The organism is Marinobacter mobilis (genome assembly GCF_900106945.1).
GTDB lineage: Bacteria > Pseudomonadota > Gammaproteobacteria > Pseudomonadales > Oleiphilaceae > Marinobacter > Marinobacter mobilis.
In genome coordinates this window covers 180,823-195,884 of record NZ_FNNE01000009.1, presented here as the reverse complement: position 1 = coordinate 195,884, position 15,062 = coordinate 180,823, and the positions used below count along the sequence as shown (strand labels likewise).

The 15,062-nt window shown below is 57.2% G+C and carries 15 protein-coding genes; 10 read left to right on the top strand and 5 right to left on the bottom strand.

Translation table 11 applies throughout. The annotated features are described in order from the left end of the window. The first annotated feature begins 177 nt into the window (after positions 1-177). Both BLV11_RS14820 and BLV11_RS14815 read left to right on the top strand, forming a co-directional pair. A complete protein-coding gene (locus tag BLV11_RS14820; protein ID WP_091816240.1) occupies positions 178-1,845 on the top strand; it encodes an AMP-binding protein in 1,668 nt (555 codons plus the stop codon). 132 nt (positions 1,846-1,977) lie between these two features. Beyond that, positions 1,978-2,454: a YiiD C-terminal domain-containing protein gene (locus tag BLV11_RS14815; protein ID WP_091816237.1), complete on the top strand. Its 477-nt coding sequence runs from the start codon at positions 1,978-1,980 to the stop codon at positions 2,452-2,454. Positions 2,455-2,457: 3 nt separating this feature from the next. Here BLV11_RS14815 and BLV11_RS14810 read toward each other — a convergent pair whose 3' ends face one another. Both BLV11_RS14810 and BLV11_RS14805 read right to left on the bottom strand, forming a co-directional pair. Continuing rightward, positions 2,458-4,149 carry an ABC transporter permease gene (locus BLV11_RS14810; RefSeq protein WP_091816234.1) on the bottom strand — a complete coding sequence of 564 codons (1,692 nt, stop codon included), beginning with the start codon at positions 4,147-4,149 and terminating at the stop codon, positions 2,458-2,460. A gap of 129 nt (positions 4,150-4,278) precedes the next feature. Continuing rightward, positions 4,279-5,298, bottom strand: a complete 1,020-nt coding sequence (locus tag BLV11_RS14805; protein ID WP_091816231.1) for a Fe(3+) ABC transporter substrate-binding protein — start codon at positions 5,296-5,298, stop codon at positions 4,279-4,281. A gap of 205 nt (positions 5,299-5,503) precedes the next feature. On the opposite strand from BLV11_RS14805, the gene BLV11_RS14800 reads away from it, so the two are divergent. From BLV11_RS14800 to BLV11_RS14790, 3 genes are all read left to right on the top strand, one after another. Next, a complete protein-coding gene (locus BLV11_RS14800; protein WP_091816229.1) occupies positions 5,504-5,776 on the top strand; it encodes a PilZ domain-containing protein in 273 nt (90 codons plus the stop codon). A 63-nt stretch (positions 5,777-5,839) separates the two neighbouring features. After that, a complete protein-coding gene (locus BLV11_RS14795; protein ID WP_245726047.1) occupies positions 5,840-6,424 on the top strand; it encodes a hypothetical protein in 585 nt (194 codons plus the stop codon). A gap of 189 nt (positions 6,425-6,613) precedes the next feature. After that, positions 6,614-7,918 carry an HD-GYP domain-containing protein gene (locus tag BLV11_RS14790; protein ID WP_091816222.1) on the top strand — a complete coding sequence of 435 codons (1,305 nt, stop codon included), beginning with the start codon at positions 6,614-6,616 and terminating at the stop codon, positions 7,916-7,918. A 31-nt stretch (positions 7,919-7,949) separates the two neighbouring features. Here BLV11_RS14790 and BLV11_RS14785 read toward each other — a convergent pair whose 3' ends face one another. After that, on the bottom strand, positions 7,950-9,080 hold the full coding sequence (locus tag BLV11_RS14785; RefSeq protein ID WP_245726045.1) for an organic solvent ABC transporter permease: 1,131 nt from the start codon (positions 9,078-9,080) through the stop codon (positions 7,950-7,952). A 297-nt stretch (positions 9,081-9,377) separates the two neighbouring features. On the opposite strand from BLV11_RS14785, the gene BLV11_RS14780 reads away from it, so the two are divergent. Genes BLV11_RS14780 through queF form a run of 3 tightly spaced genes read left to right on the top strand, consistent with a single transcriptional unit; the run spans position 9,378 to position 11,957 of the window. Further along, the gene (locus BLV11_RS14780) at positions 9,378-10,319 is read left to right on the top strand and encodes an ABC transporter ATP-binding protein (RefSeq protein WP_091816218.1); all 942 of its coding nucleotides are present in this window, start codon (positions 9,378-9,380) and stop codon (positions 10,317-10,319) included. Further along, a complete protein-coding gene (locus BLV11_RS14775; protein WP_091816215.1) occupies positions 10,316-11,089 on the top strand; it encodes an ABC transporter permease in 774 nt (257 codons plus the stop codon). Before BLV11_RS14780 ends, BLV11_RS14775 begins: the two co-directional genes overlap by 4 nt. A gap of 49 nt (positions 11,090-11,138) precedes the next feature. After that, the gene (gene queF, locus BLV11_RS14770; protein WP_091816212.1) at positions 11,139-11,957 is read left to right on the top strand and encodes an NADPH-dependent 7-cyano-7-deazaguanine reductase QueF; all 819 of its coding nucleotides are present in this window, start codon (positions 11,139-11,141) and stop codon (positions 11,955-11,957) included. 33 nt (positions 11,958-11,990) lie between these two features. Here the strand turns inward: queF and BLV11_RS14765 are convergent, their stop codons facing one another. Together BLV11_RS14765 and BLV11_RS14760 are read right to left on the bottom strand one after the other, a co-directional pair. Next, positions 11,991-13,397, bottom strand: a complete 1,407-nt coding sequence (locus BLV11_RS14765; RefSeq protein WP_175528366.1) for an adenylate/guanylate cyclase domain-containing protein — start codon at positions 13,395-13,397, stop codon at positions 11,991-11,993. 4 nt (positions 13,398-13,401) lie between these two features. Further along, entirely contained in the window at positions 13,402-13,713 is a 312-nt protein-coding gene (locus BLV11_RS14760) for an Mpo1-like protein (RefSeq protein WP_091816204.1), read from the bottom strand. Between the two features lie 157 nt (positions 13,714-13,870). Between BLV11_RS14760 and BLV11_RS14755 the strand changes: the two genes are divergently transcribed. After that, the gene (locus tag BLV11_RS14755) at positions 13,871-14,425 is read left to right on the top strand and encodes a nitroreductase family protein (protein WP_091816201.1); all 555 of its coding nucleotides are present in this window, start codon (positions 13,871-13,873) and stop codon (positions 14,423-14,425) included. Positions 14,426-14,649: 224 nt separating this feature from the next. Then, a complete protein-coding gene (gene flgB, locus BLV11_RS14750; protein ID WP_091816199.1) occupies positions 14,650-15,045 on the top strand; it encodes a flagellar basal body rod protein FlgB in 396 nt (131 codons plus the stop codon). Positions 15,046-15,062: the final 17 nt, after the last annotated feature.

Below are 15,062 nucleotides of genomic sequence, written 5' to 3'. Positions count from 1 at the left end.
GTATTGACCAATCTCAGCGTTGGGTCGGGTGGGGCCAATATAGTTGCGATTGCGTCACGTTTTAACTCAATGGCCTGTGGTGAAATGTTCGACGAAAGTCTATAGGATCTGAAAAGCGGTCAAGACCGCTGTTTAGACGGTCATCCGTAATCAAAAATAACATAACAAGGAAGCGTCATGGACACTCAACATAAACTTCCCCTTGAGCTGGTATACCACTGGGAAACGGCCCGTGCTGAATCCATCTATCTGACCCAGCCGATGGGCAACGGCCAGGTGACCGAGTTCACCTGGCGTCGTGCCGTAGGCGAGGCGCGCCGCATGGCCGCTTATCTGAAATCCCTGAACCTGCCAGAGAAGAGTCGTATCGGGATTCTGTCCAAGAACTGTGCCCAGTGGATCATGTCTGACTGGGCGATCTGGATGGCCGGCCATGTTTCCGTGCCGCTTTACCCGACGCTGAATGCCGAGACGGTGCGCTATATCCTTGATCACAGCGGGTGCGAAGTGCTGTTCGTGGGCAAGCTGGACGATTGGGACACGATGAAAGCTGGCGTACCTGACGATCTTCCGTGTATTTCCTATCCCCTGAGCCCGCCCAACGACTACAAGACCTGGGACGACATTATCGCCAAGTATCCGCCCCTGGAGGAAAACGTCAGCCGCGATCCCAAGGAGATGGCGACCATTGTTTACACCTCTGGCAGTACCGGCAAGCCCAAGGGGGTCATGCTGAGTTTTGAAAGCATGGCGTATGCCGCAACTGGTGGCGTGGCGGCCCTGGACATTGGGCCGAACGAACGGATGCTGTCTTACCTGCCGCTGTCCCACGTTTTCGAGCGTTTCGTGGTGGAACTCGGGTCCATGAACAAGGGCTTCCAGCTGTTCTTTGCTGAATCCCTCGATACCTTTGTTACCGACCTGCGGCGGGCCCAGCCGACCCTGTTCCTGGCCGTGCCGAGGATCTGGACCAAGTTCCAGCACGGTGTCTTCGAGAAGATGCCAAAGCAGAAGCTGGCCAGGCTGATGCGGGTGCCGCTGCTGAACCGGGTGATCAAGAAGAAGATCCTGACCAACCTGGGTCTGCAATACGTGAAGTTTGCCGGCAGCGGTTCGGCACCTCTGTCACACGATATTCTGGAGTGGTATCGGGGTCTTGGCCTGGAGCTGCTGGAAGGCTATGGCATGTCGGAGAACTTTGCTTATTCACACATGACCAAGCCCGGGCGTGCCCGCACAGGTTACGTGGGTGAGGGGCTGCCGGGAGTTGAGGTGAAGATCAGTGAACAGGGTGAGGTGCTGGTGCGCAGCCCTGCCACTATGATGGGTTACTACAAGGATGAAGAAAAAACCCGCGAAACCATGACCGACGATGGCTTCCTCAAGACCGGTGACAAGGGCGAGATTGACGAGCAGGGTCGCCTGAAACTGACCGGGCGCATCAAGGAAATCTTCAAGACCAGCAAGGGCAAGTACGTGGCTCCGGCGCCCATCGAGAACAAGCTGATGAGCCATCCTGATATTGAAATGGTCTGCGTATCGGGCGAGAACTACCCCCAGCCCCATTGTCTGGTGATGCTGTCTGAGGAGGCGAATCGGCGTAAGTCGGATGAGAACTATCGTAAGGAACTGGAGAGCAGCTTCTCGTCCCTGCTTAAGGAAGTGAACCAGACGGTGGATCCCCACGAGCAACTGCAGTTCATTACTGTGGTTCGGGATGAGTGGAGCATTGAGAACGACTTCCTTACGCCGACCATGAAGCTCAAGCGTAACGTGGTCGAGGATGCCTACAAGGTTGATCTCGATAGTTGGTACGCCAAGCGTCAACCGGTGATCTGGCAGTAACTCCGCTCCAGCGGAAGTCGAAAAGGGTCTGGATTTCCAGGCCCTTTTTTTGTGGCTTTTCCTGACCGACCAACGGTGTATTGGGCGCCCGCCAGATGGCGGTTACACTGGGGGCGACTGAGGAGAACAACCATGGATTTAGCGCAGTTCCAGAACCGCATTAACGACACGATTCCCCTGACGCGGGCTCTGGGCGTCAGGGCCGAGCACTACGATGGCCAGAGACTGGTGGTCAGCGCCCCGCTCGAGCCTAACCACAATCATCAGGGCACCGGGTTTGGCGGCAGTCTTTATTCGGTGGCCGTGGTCGCGGCGTGGGGGAGCGTTGAGCTCAAGCTGGCGGATTTTGGTCTGGTGGGCAATGTGGTGGTGCAGAGCGGCGGGATGACTTACTCAGGGCCGGTCGCCGGTGATTTCAAGGCGGTGGGCCAGCTTCCCCCGGAACACGAATTGGCGCGTCTGCAAAAAAGTCTGCAACGTCACGGCAAGGGGCGTCTGATGGTGACCGCCGAGGTTTACGCGACGGCTCAGGACGGCACACCGGAGGGCAATGCCCTGGCAACCTTCGAGGGGCGGTTCGTGGTTCAGGATGCGCGTCCGGTGGCCTGATACTCAGGCCACGCTGCGGGTATTTCCGATGGAGCGGCTCATCAGAATGATGGGCACAATACCGGCGACGACAATGATCAGTGCGGGCAGGGCACTGTGGGCAAGCTGCTCGTCGGAGGCAAACTGGTATACATAGGTGGCCAGGGTTTCAAAATTGAACGGCCGCAGGATCAGCGTGGCCGGCAGTTCTTTCATGCAGTCCACAAAGACCACCAGGGCGGCGGTCAGCAGGGTTCCCCGCAGCATCGGCAGATGGATCTTCACCAGGGTGCCGGTCGGGGTGTGGCCCAGCGAGCGGGACGCCATATCCATGCTCGGAGTAACCTTCTGCAGCGCACTTTCCACGCTGCCGGCAGACACGGCCAGGAACCGGACGGTGTAGGCGAAGACGAGAGCGAAGGTCGTTCCACTCAGCAGCAGACCGGTGCTCACACCCAAGGTGCTGCGCATCAGGGCATCCAGCCAGTTATCAAAACCAGCCAGCGGAATAATGACCCCCACGGCCAGCACGGCGCCGGGCATGGCATAGCCGAGGCTTGAGAGGCGCATCAGTACCTGCATGCCGCGGGTATCGTGCAGACGGCGGCTATAGGCCAGCGTTACACCGATGATCAGGGTAGTCAGCGCGGCGGTTCCTGAGAGCAGCAGACTGTTCACGGTGTTGCGGATGAAGGTGGGGTTCCAGCTGACGTCGAAATACTCCCAGGCATAATTGGCGAGAGTCAGAGCGGGAATCACGAACCCCAGCAGTACCGGCATGGAACAGGCCAGCAGGCACAGCATCTGCAAGGGCCGGGACAGGTTGAAGCGGGTAATGGGGTTGCGGTTGTCCCGCGCGGCAAACTGGGTCTGCTTGCGTCGTGAGTAACGCTCCAGTGTGACCAGAATCACCACAAAGGTCAGCATGGTGGTGGCGATCTGCGCGGCGCCACCCAGGTTACCGAGGTTCATCCAGGTGTCAAACAGCCCTGCGGTCAGCGTCTGTACCGCGAAAAAGTCGACGGTACCGAAATCGTTGAGGGTTTCCATCAACACCAGGGACAGGCCAACGGCGAGGGCGGGCCGGGCAATGGGTAGCACCACCCGAAAGAACGTGCTCATCGCGGAGTGGCCCAGGCTGCGGCTGACCGCGAACAGGGACGGTGACTGCTCCAGGAACGCAGCCCTGGCGAGCAGGTATACGTAAGGGTACAGCACCAGCCCTAGCATGAGGGTAGCGCCCTCCAGACTGCGAATTTCCGGGAACCAGTAATCCTGTGCGCTGGACCAGCCAAACAGATCCCGCAGGGCCCCCTGAACCGGGCCGGCATAATCGAGCAGGCTGGTGTAGACGTAGGCAATCACATACGCCGGGACTGCAAAGGGCAGCAGCATCGCCCATTCAAAGAAGCGGCGCCCGGGGAAGTTGCACATGGTGATGACCCAGGCGGAAATAATGCCAATGGTCACCGTCAGCACCGTGACTCCGGCCATCAGTTTCAAGGTGGTCGTCAGGTAGCGGGGCAGGGTGGTATCGACCAGGTGCGGCCAGATGTTTTCGTCCGGAAAGAACGCCAGATACAGAACAGACAGAATGGGGAGGGCAACGATCGCCGTGGTCAGGATGGCAGACAGCAGCCATCGCTTGGACGTGCGTCTGGCCAGCATCGGCTGATGGTACGGAAAATCAGCGCTGATAGCGGGTTGCTCGCTCATGGTCGTCCTTACGGCTAAAAGAACGGGAGTTTAGTCAGAGCTTGTAATGACTGCAATGGCTGACGCTTAAAGAAGGCCTTTTCAGAGTCGCAGGATACAAGGCCTGCGACTCTGATTCTATTGACCGGCTTAGTTGTCGTAATCGACCCGATCAACCATCCGTACGGCGGCTTCACGGTTTTCAGCAATGGTCTGCAGAGACAGCGCATCCGGATTCAGCTCACCCCAGCTGGCGACCAGGCCGGAAGGCTCCACGTTCGGATTGGCCGGGTACTCGGTGTTGGCCCCGGCGTAAATCTGCTGAGCGCGATCCTGAGACAGGAACTCCATCAAACGAATGGCGTTGTCGCGGTTGGGTGCGCTATTGGTCAGCGCAATACCGCTGATGTTGATGTGTGTGCCACGGCCCTCAGCATTAGGGAATACAACACGTACCGCCTCGGCCGCTTCACGCTGGTTTTCGTCTTCCAGCATCTTGCCGTAGTAGTAGCTGTTACCCAGGGAAATATCACAGACGCCCTCGGCAATGGCTTTGATCTGGTCGCGGTCGCCACCCTGAGGCTTGCGGGCGAGGTTGTTTTTCAGGCCAGCCAGCCACTGTTCGGCTTCCTGCTCGCCGTGGTGGGCAATCATCGAAGAAAACAGGGCGATGTTGTAAGGGTGCTTGCCGCTACGGGTGCAGATACGGCCTTCCCATTCGGGCTTGGCGAGATCTTCGTACGTGGTGATCTCGCCTTCCTCTACCCGGTCAACCGACGCGTAGATCATGCGGCCACGGGTGGTCAGGGCAAACCACTTGCCATCCGGGTGGCGCAGGTTTTCAGGAATGTTCTGTTCCAGCTCGTCGTTCTGAAGGCTCTGGGTCAGGTCACGTTCCACCAGATCGTTGAGGCGGGAAATATCGACGGTCATCACTACGTCGGCGGGGCTGTTCATGCCTTCGCGTTCCAGCCGCTCTGCCAGCCCGTTACGGGCAAAAACGACGTTGGTCTGAATGCCAGTTTCTTCGGTGAAAGCGTCCAGCAGGGGCTCAAGGAGGTAGGCCTGGCGGTAGGAATAGATGTTGACCTCATCCGCTGCGTGGGCTGTAAAGCTGGCAGTGGATACGGCAAGCGCCAATGTCGTAGATGCGATGAGCTTGAATTGCATGGTGGTAAACCTTCCTGAAGTCGGCGTGTGTTGTATACGAGACTAAAACTCAAATCCAAACGCCAACCATTCTCATTACAATTAGTGCGGCTGTCAACTGTTTGTGTAAGTGACAACTGTGTCCGCTATTTTCTGTTAGAACAATGCTATGCTCGAATGACCTATATATTGACTGACATCAGGGACGTAGTAGGACTTTGCCCTCATGGATGCACATAATCGAAGAGATCATCTCAGAACAGCGTTGAGTGCCAGGGTGCTGGTCGAACATGCCCGTTTGGGTAGCGTGATTTTCTCCACCCGGGATATATCTGATGGTGGGGTATTCATCGTGGTGACGGGTTCAGATTATGTCCTCGACGTTGGTGACTGTGTAAAAGTCCAGGTTCAGGGGCTGCCGGTACCTGCGCCGATTCGGGAAATGATCGTGGTGCGGCAATGCGTTGATGGCTATGGGCTTCAATTTGCAGACGTCTGAGTTGGCCGGGAAGGCCCGACAGTCTAACGGATGAAGGGAGTACATTCAGGCGTGTTTGATTGTGTGACTACCATTGCCCGGGCCAGCCGCTGCCTGGCTCTTGCCTTGCCCGGCCTGATGGCCGGCTGCGCCTCCTATTACAGTCATTACGGGGTGTTTCCGGCTGCGAATGCCAGTGGCGAACCGAGACAGGTGCGGGTCAGCTGGCAGTCAGCCGAGTATCCGCAGTGGTTATGGTTTGAAGACAAGGCAACCCCCATTTCTGTGGTGACCCAATGCAGTGAGCGTCGCTGGCGCCTCACCGATGCATCTCATACCAGGAACCGGGGAGCCTGTGGCGATGGTATACGTGCCTGTGGCGAAGCCGGTATGGATCGGCTGGATGATCGTCCGGCGGGAAGTGAGGCTGTTTGTATGGAGGTTGTCGCTGGGCCTGACAGCCGTCGCGTGGCCGATCTTGGAGGGCGAATTGAGCTGCAGGTATTCTGCCATCCCGGCGAAACTGAGCGGATGGTCGAGGGTGAAACCGAGAATGTGGACTACCTCCGCGCCTCACCGGTGCCGTATGTGATCGACGTCCGTAAGGCCCCTCGGGGGGCTTTGGCAGGGCGGTTGCCGGATCTGGATGACAGTATCTGTGAGCAATAAGCGGATCGGAATCCTGTCCAATATGTGAGCTGGGTCACATTGCTACATTCTGTATCCTGATGGCAACTTTGGTAACGTCAATCGCGAATCAGGTAACCAAACGCTGCCATTCTGTAATGGACTCTGGCGCTGGAGCGGGCAGAATGGGAACCATCATCAATAGTTTTTTGCAGTAGCAGGGGTGAACCGGTGGGCGTCGCACAGAAGAAAGTCCCGTCACAGAATCTGGAAATTGGCATGTTTGTGTCTGACCTTGACCGGCCATGGCACCAGACGCCATTTCCTATTCAGGGTTTTTACATCCGTAGCAAGGATGACATCGATGCGGTGGCTTCCCACTGCCGCTGGGTCATGGTCGACGTGGCAGAAGTCCGCGATCTTTCCGAGTTTCAGGCGGATACGCCTGCGGTGGTTTTCCGTCGCCGACGTGCGACGTCTGCCCAGCAGACCCTTGAACTCCCTCCGATCAGCATCCGTAATGTCGTGCACTATGTCGAAACGTCCAGCTTCCACAAGGAAGTCAAGGTTGGCGGCAAGGTGCTCCGGGATGTAGAAGCCGCCTACGCGCACGTGATGAGAAGCGTTCGATCCGGCGAAGGTGTTGACCTCCAGGCGTTGAGCGGTCCTGTTGAGAGAATGACAGAGAGCGTGATTCGCAATCCCGATGCGATGCTGTGGCTTAGCCGCGTACGGGAGCATGATGACTACACCTACCAGCACGCGCTGAACGTGGCGGTCTGGGGGCTGGTGTGTGGCCGTCATATGGGGCTTGAGCCGGGTCTGCTGAACCACCTCGCCATGGGCTGTCTGCTGGCGCAGGTTGGTAAGGCGGAATTGCCTGTGGAGCTGGTTCGCAATGAGCATAACCTGTCTGCCGACGATTTTGACCTTTACCGCACTTATGTGGACAAGGGGGTGGCGAGTCTTGCTGAGTCGGGATTGTCCCGGGCGGTCATCAGCATTGTGCAAAACCATCGGGAACGCCATAACGGTACCGGCTTCCCTGCGGGTATCCGTGGAGACCGGATTCCGCTGCTGGCGAAGATTGCCGGCCTGGTGGATTGTTACGAAACCCTGATTGAACCCCGGGAAGGTTGCATTCCGATGACGCCCGCTCAGGCGGTCAGCTATCTGTATGACGTGCGCAATATTGAGTACCAGGAAGACCTGGTCGAGGCATTTATCCAATCCATTGGCATCTATCCCGTGGGCACTCTGGTAGAGCTGTCAGACGGTCAGTGTGGCGTGGTCGTATCCCATTCTGCGGAGCGGCGGTTGCTGCCGAAGGTCATGGTAATGACCGATTGCAACAAGAAGCCACTGAAGTCCGCCAAGGTGATTAATCTGGCGGAATACAACGCTAATCCTGGCAGCGGGGACCATCTGGTGGTGGAAGGTTGTCTGCCGCACGGCGTGGAAGGCTTGAACCCGAGCTACTACGACGTCACCGGCGCCGAAGCCAAGTGGCGGCTGACCCGGTTGATCAGTCGCTAACCCGGTCATTTTCGCTATTGCAGACGGGTGATCAGCGGATGATCACCCGTAACTGTTTCTTGATCCAGCGGTAACTCTCCTGCGGACGGAAGTTGATCAACAGATCAGACTCTCCCCCGGACTCTCCAGTAACGAAGTACTCCACAGTGGCACTTTGCCAGTCGTAGGCATGGATCGTCACTTCGCTGTCCCGCAGGCTTACGGCTTCCATTGCATCCAAGGTCGGCGCGGAACCGATCTGACGGACATGGATGCTGTGAATGGCGGTATCCGTTGCGGGGTGGGAGGCGGTTTCGGAATCCAGGTAATAGCGGTTGGCGAACAGGCGGGTGATTTCATCCAGCTCCCGGGTCAGGAAGTCTTCTGCCTTCTCCACCGAGAAACGGGTGAGATCCCGCCGTGAATTAACAATGCGGTCGCGCTTGGAGATCAGGTCTTCCCGGTAGACGGTGTCCGGATCAATGTCTTCTTCGTTGATCGGACGTTCGGGGGCGAGGTCAATCTGTTCCTGCGTCGGAGGTTCCTGACAGCGCTCGTCGATGTCATCGTAGAAGCAGATCTTACCCAGAAGGATGTTGGCGGGTGAGGGGTTGAGACCAACGGCGGCAAAGGTGACCGGACCAACGGAAAAGTCGATGCCCTGTTCCAGGGTTGGCAGGGCGGCATTGAGCTGGTCGATCACCCGTTGCCGGATCTCGATGCCTTCTCCTTCCTGGATGGAATCCTGCCAGTTCAGGGCCATCAGAAAGCGGGTCATGTTGATCAGGGTTGGGTCTTCAAGCAGGGCCTGCTCCGTGAGGCGATGGTCGAGCAGCCCCTCCGAATTGACCGGAGAGGTTTCAAGCTGGCTGCGAAGCTCATCAAAGAACTCCAGCGGGGTAATCATCTCATCAGCGGGTACGCCGGTTGTGAGCAAAAGATCACCTACGCTGAACTGAAGGGTCTCACCTTCATAGTAGTCGAACCGCCCGTTTGCGTCGGTGGTCCCGGTGGTGCTGGCGGTCTGGTAGCTCAAGCCCGAGATCCCGCTGGGCAGCAGTTGCCCCTGGCTGTGGCTGTTGCCATCAGAGCCTTCGCTTTCACCCAGGCAGCCGGACATCAGGCCGGAAAACAGGCAGAGGAGCAGCGGCTTTGTATGGAATCGGTACGGTTTCTTGCTCAATAGGTACTGTTTCATAGTGAGGAGACACTGGCCTGGCCGTATCATTGGCCGCATTGTAAGTTGTTGTAACTGGCATTATAGGGACCCAGCCGGGCGCTTATCGGGAAGCCGGTCGCAGTTTCGCCCATTGGCCTTTTCTTGCGGATTCAGGAGGCGCGGCCGGACAGGTCTGGTCAGACCATGTTGCTGATTGCGGGGCATAAGCCTTGAAAAAGTCGCTGGACAACACCACCTATTGAGGCTGGGTGCTTTTACCTGCCTTAACCCGCCTGCCAATCCTTTACGTCAGGAATCGCTATGACCGATGCACTTGAAATTCAGGGGCTTACCAAGACCTATGATGATGGTTTTGAAGCACTGAAGGGAATTGATCTCCGTGTCGAGCAGGGCGATTTCTTTGCCTTGCTTGGGCCTAACGGAGCCGGCAAATCCACCACGCTGGGGATTGTGAGTTCTCTGGTGAATAAAAGCGGCGGTTCCGTGAGGGTGTTTGGTCATGACATCGATACCGATCTGTCGGCGGCGAAACTGAATCTCGGCGTGGTTCCCCAGGAATTCAACTTCAATCAGTTTGAGAAAGTACAGGATATCGTCACCACCCAGGCGGGTTACTACGGCATCCCCCTGCGCCAGGCCAGCAAGGCGGCCGAGAAATATCTGCGCAAGCTCGGACTCTGGGACAAACGTGATACGCCGGCCCGGATGTTGTCTGGCGGGATGAAGCGACGGCTGATGATCGCCCGCGCACTGGTCCATGAGCCGGGCCTGTTGATTCTCGATGAACCGACCGCGGGTGTTGATATCGAACTGCGGCGCTCCATGTGGGCGTTTCTGGAGGAGATGAACCGCCAGGGCACCACGATCATCCTGACCACCCATTATCTGGAAGAGGCGGAAGCGCTGTGCCGCAACATCGCGATCATTGACCATGGCCAGATTCTCCGCCACACCAGCAAACGAGAGCTTCTCCAGCAGTTGCATCTGGAAACGTTTGTGCTTGATGTGAGCGAGCCTCTTGCTGAGCCGCCTGCGCTGGAAGGGTTTTCTGTCCGCGTTACGGGGGAGGGCGCGCTGGAAGTGGATGTCGAGAAATCACGCAGCCTCAACGAAGTGTTTGTACAGCTGGAAGCCCGGGGTATCCGGGTGATGAGTATGAGAACCAAGGCCAATCGCCTGGAGGAGCTGTTTATCCGTATGGTTGAGGAAAACAGCGAGCAGGCCGGGGAGGAAGGAAAGTGACGCTCTCAGCTATCTGGACTGCATTTCTGACCATTGTTATTCGCGAGGTGCGCAGGTTTATGCGTATCTGGGCACAAACCCTGCTGCCCCCCGCCGTGACCATGACGCTGTATTTCATTATTTTCGGCAACCTGATCGGATCGCGGATCGGTGAGATGGGGGGCTTCGATTATATGTCCTACATCGTGCCGGGGCTGATCATGATGTCGGTCATTACCAATTCGTACGCCAATGTGGTGTCTTCGTTCTTTTCCATGAAGTTTCAGCGCAGCATCGAAGAGCTTCTGGTGTCTCCGGTTCCGCACTGGGTGATTCTCGCGGGTTACGTAACGGGCGGCATGGCTCGTGGGTTGGGGATTGGTATTATTGTCACCCTGGTGTCGCTGGTCTTTACCCGGCTGGAGATCCATCACCTGCCGGTGATGGCGCTGACCATCGTCCTGACCTCGGCGCTGTTTTCGTTGGGGGGCTTCATCAACGCCATGCTGGCGACCAAGTTTGACGATATCTCCATCGTGCCCACCTTTGTACTGACACCGCTGACCTATCTGGGTGGGGTGTTCTACTCGATCCAGTTACTGCCGGAGTTCTGGCAGGGTGTGTCGATGGTGAACCCGATTCTCTATATGGTGAATGCGTTCCGTTATGGCATTCTGGGCGTGTCAGACGTGGATGTGACGATGTCGTTGCTGATGATTCTGGTGTTTATCGTGATACTGGCAGTGGTCGCACTGAACATGCTCAAGCGTGGCAAAGGCATTCGTCATTGACGTTGCCATTTCGGCCAGACGTTTTTTCTGTTTGATTTGAGGTTTGAACATGGGTCTGCACAACGCTCCCCTGGGGAAGAACAGCGAGTATCCTGATAGCTACAGCCCGGAGCTGCTGTTTCCGGTACCCCGCGATGACAACCGTCGCCGGATTGGTCTTTCTGACGGTCGCTGGCCCTGGTTTGGCGAGGATCTCTGGCAGGCCTGGGAAGTGTCCTGGTTGCGTCCGTCCGGGGTGCCAGCGGTGGCCTGGATTGAATTCCGTGTTCCGGCGGCGTCGCCTTCTCTGATCGAGTCCAAGTCCTGGAAACTGTACCTGAACTCGCTCAATCAGAGCGTCTTTTCCACCCCGGAACAGATGCTTGAGGTGGTGGAGCGGGATCTCTCAAGTGCTTGCGGTGCTGCGGTAACGGCGCGCCTGCACAGTGTCGATGAGAGTGGTGTGGCCACTGGCCGGCCGGAAGGCTTTATCCTGATCGACGATGAGCCGGTCGATGCCGTGAGCTACGACTACGATGCGTCATGCCTGAGCGTGGATGGCCCGGTCATCACTGAAAAGCTCTGCTCCCATCTGCTGAAAAGTAACTGCCCGGTCACCGGTCAGCCTGACTGGGGCACCCTGACTGTTGAATACACCGGGCCGGCCCTTTCCCGGGCTGGCCTGCTGAAGTACGTGGTGGGGTTCCGGCAGAAGCAGGATTTCCACGAGCACTGCGTGGAAACGGTGTTTACCGACATCATGACTCACTGTCAGCCGGAGTCGCTGACGGTCTGTGCCCGTTATACAAGAAGAGGGGGGCTGGACATCAACCCCTGGCGCAGCACTGAACCCGGGTACGCCCCGTCTGTCCGGCTGATCCGTCAGTAAGCATTCCAGGGGCTGTCTAAGGAAGGGCTTGGGTCAGAGTTCTTCCTGGCGCAGGCGATCTGCCGCGTCTTCCAGGGCGGCAAGAATGGACGTGCGTTCCTTTTCGGTGATCTTGTCGGAATCCAGGTACATTGCGAAACCGCTGTGTTCGTGTTCCATAAAGCTCCGGTTGGGGCCCATGTCACGGCGGAAGTCCACTACCTCATAGATCGGGACCGGGCGGACAAACCCTTTCACGGTGATTTCGCCCTTGTCCCGGCACATGATCTTGTCCTTGATCAGGGAGAAGGTTTCATAGGAGATCAGGATTTCGCCCGGTTCCGCCAGGGACTCGAGGCGGCTGGCAAGGTTCACTTCCTTGCCGATGATGGTGTAGTCCATACGGTTTTCGGCACCAAAGTTACCGACCGTGGTATAGCCCATACTGATACCCATGCGGATTTCGAGGGGCGTCTTGATGCCCTGGCTGCGCCACTTCTGCCGCATGATCTTCATGTGCTTGCGCATTTCGATGGCCATGGAAACACAGGAGAAGGCGTCTTCCCGGGCGCCGCGACTGGTTGGGTCACCAAAGAACACCATGATCGAGTCGCCTACGAACTTGTCGATGGTGCCGCCATATTTGAGGGCCACTTCAGACATTTCGTTGAAGTAGTGGTTGAGCAGTTCAGTCAGTGCTTCCGGTTCCATCTCCTCGGACAGTTCGGTAAAGCCCTTGATGTCGGAAAAGAAAATAGCGAGCTTCTTGCGCTGGGTTTCGAGCCGTACGTCCCGCTCACCCGTAAAGATGGACTGCCAGACCTGGGGTGACAGGTACTTGGAGAGTTTGTGTGACAGTGCGATGGATTGTTCGCGCTGATTCTGGATCTGGGTTTTGGCCTGCATCAGCGAGCGGGCCTGCTGATGTGAATAAAAGGCAGTGATACAGATGTAAACGCCGGATGCGGCCACCGAGACGATGCTGGTCAGCAGAGGAGTATGGAGGGATTCCGCGGTGCCGAGGAAGGCTGAGCTCAGGACCGTTGTGGTTGCCATCAGGAGCGTGCCGGTGACCCAGAGCCGAACGCCGCCCACCATCAGGCAGCTGAACATTACGGTAATCACAACGGCGGTTGACGGGATAGCGACAAGTCCTAGAAAGCCAACCAGAACACCCGCGAAGGTGGAGTCGAGCATCAGCATCTTGTGGCGGATGCGGGCGGATTTACGCAGTAGCGTTCGCCGGCTCAGGAAATGGACGACGTGAGGCCAGATGATACAGCCCGCCAACAACCAGTACAGCTCTTTGGGGACCACAGACTGGTAAATGCAGGTAGCCAGAATGACGGCCATCGAGGTATAGGCAAGCAGACGACCGTTGTAGTCGGGCATCGGCGGGATGGCCACTGGCTTGCTGCTGTCAAAAGACAGCGTCTTGGCTACCTTGAGCGGTGCATTCATCATTTCAGAACCGGATACGGCCAATCAGCATGTCTTTTAACATGACCCAATCACCCATGAGGCTGTACAGGGGGTACTTGAAGGTGGCAGGGCGGTTCTTTTCGAACTTGAAGTGTCCCAGCCAGGCAAAACCATAGCCAATAACCGGGAGCAGCCATAAAAGGGCGAGGCGGCCAGTGATCAACGCGTAACCGGCAACCACAAGGACCAGAAAACTACCAAGGTAATGCAGACGGCGACAGGTGAGGTCGCTGTGTTCCTCAAGGTAATAGGGATAGAACTCAGCAAAACTGTTGAAAGCCCTGGAATCACTCATGCACGCGCTACCCGTGTTCTCGGTTTTTTATGAGGTAGACTATTCTACTACTAAAGACTAACAGCATTGCCTGCCGTTAACAATTCTGGCAATTTGTTGTCCGTCATCCGGGCCGCGCGGCACTGGTAACTCCATTGATCTTCCAGGATCCCTTTCTATGACCGACCTTATTCACGCCATCCTGAATCGTTCTTCCGAACCGAGGCTAGATGCACCGGCTCCGGATGGAGAGGTTCTTGATCGCATTTTCCAGTGCGCTGCGAGGGCTCCGGATCATGCCTTGCTGCGCCCCTGGCGTTACCTGGTGGTTGAAGGTGAGGGGCTCGAACGGCTGGGTGGTTTGTTTGCCCAGACGGGCGAATCGGAGGCAGAGCGGGACAAGTTGCGGAAGATGCCTCTGCGGGCCCCGATGATCATTGTTGGTATAACGTCAGTAAAGCCGCACCCCAAGGTACCTGAAATCGAGCAGTCCATGTCGACCGCTGTGGGGATGGGGTATATGTTGCTGGCACTCGAATCGGCAGGTTTTGGTGGCATGTGGCGGACCGGCCCGATGGCGTACCACCCGTCAGTTGAAGCGGGCCTGGGGTTGGCAGAGCACGAGAGTATTGCCGGTTTCCTCTATGTTGGAACGGTCAAAAACCCGAAGCCGGACCTGCCTCGCCTTGAGACCTCGCATTTTGTTTCCGCCTGGCCGCCAGTCGATTGCTGAGTTGATGTGATTGCCCTGAATCTCCCTGCGCACCGGTAGCAGGGGGAAAGCTCTTGCCGCTTTTTCTGTGTTTGCCGGTCATTCTGATCCCTGACGTCCTGCCCGAGTCCCTTCTATCCCTCTCCCAGCCTCGTTTCTGAATACTTTAGAGAAACTGGCACCAGTCTTGCTGTAATCCAGAAAAAGGCGTCCAGGACGCAAATGTCGAAGTTTCCGGAGGCGGTATGGCAATTACCTTCAGCAGCGCATTGGGGATCCACGAGCAGGCTCTGCAGGCCAGGGTTCAGCGAGCGGAAGTGCTGGCTAACAACCTGGCAAATGCGGATACCCCGGGCTACAAGGCCAGGGATGTGGATTTTCAGGCGGTGATGGCCAGGGCTCAGGGAGAAATGCAGGGGCTCCAGATGGCCCGCACCCATGAAGGTCACCTGGATACGTCCATGGGTGGCCATGCCGATGTGATGTACCGCAACCCGGACCAGCCCTCTATTGATGGCAATACGGTCGACACCCAGCAGGAGCAGACCCGGTTCATGCGCAATGCCATGGACTATCAGGCCAGCTTCCAGTTCCTGAACAGCAAGTTTACCGGCCTCGCGAAGGCGATCCGTGGCGAATAAGCCGGATACGGTAGGTT

Excerpts from the sequence above, each read along its gene's own strand:
- BLV11_RS14815 (WP_091816237.1), top strand. The coding sequence starts at position 1,978 with ATGGATTTAGCGCAGTTCCAGAACCGCATTAACGACACGATTCCCCTG.
- queF (WP_091816212.1), top strand. The coding sequence starts at position 11,139 with ATGGGTCTGCACAACGCTCCCCTGGGGAAGAACAGCGAGTATCCTGAT.
- BLV11_RS14765 (WP_175528366.1), bottom strand. The coding sequence starts at position 13,397 with ATGAATGCACCGCTCAAGGTAGCCAAGACGCTGTCTTTTGACAGCAGC.
- flgB (WP_091816199.1), top strand. The coding sequence starts at position 14,650 with ATGGCAATTACCTTCAGCAGCGCATTGGGGATCCACGAGCAGGCTCTG.
- BLV11_RS14820 (WP_091816240.1), top strand. The coding sequence starts at position 178 with ATGGACACTCAACATAAACTTCCCCTTGAGCTGGTATACCACTGGGAA.
- BLV11_RS14810 (WP_091816234.1), bottom strand. The coding sequence starts at position 4,149 with ATGAGCGAGCAACCCGCTATCAGCGCTGATTTTCCGTACCATCAGCCG.
- BLV11_RS14805 (WP_091816231.1), bottom strand. The coding sequence starts at position 5,298 with ATGCAATTCAAGCTCATCGCATCTACGACATTGGCGCTTGCCGTATCC.
- BLV11_RS14755 (WP_091816201.1), top strand. The coding sequence starts at position 13,871 with ATGACCGACCTTATTCACGCCATCCTGAATCGTTCTTCCGAACCGAGG.
- BLV11_RS14800 (WP_091816229.1), top strand. The coding sequence starts at position 5,504 with ATGGATGCACATAATCGAAGAGATCATCTCAGAACAGCGTTGAGTGCC.
- BLV11_RS14780 (WP_091816218.1), top strand. The coding sequence starts at position 9,378 with ATGACCGATGCACTTGAAATTCAGGGGCTTACCAAGACCTATGATGAT.
- BLV11_RS14760 (WP_091816204.1), bottom strand. The coding sequence starts at position 13,713 with ATGAGTGATTCCAGGGCTTTCAACAGTTTTGCTGAGTTCTATCCCTAT.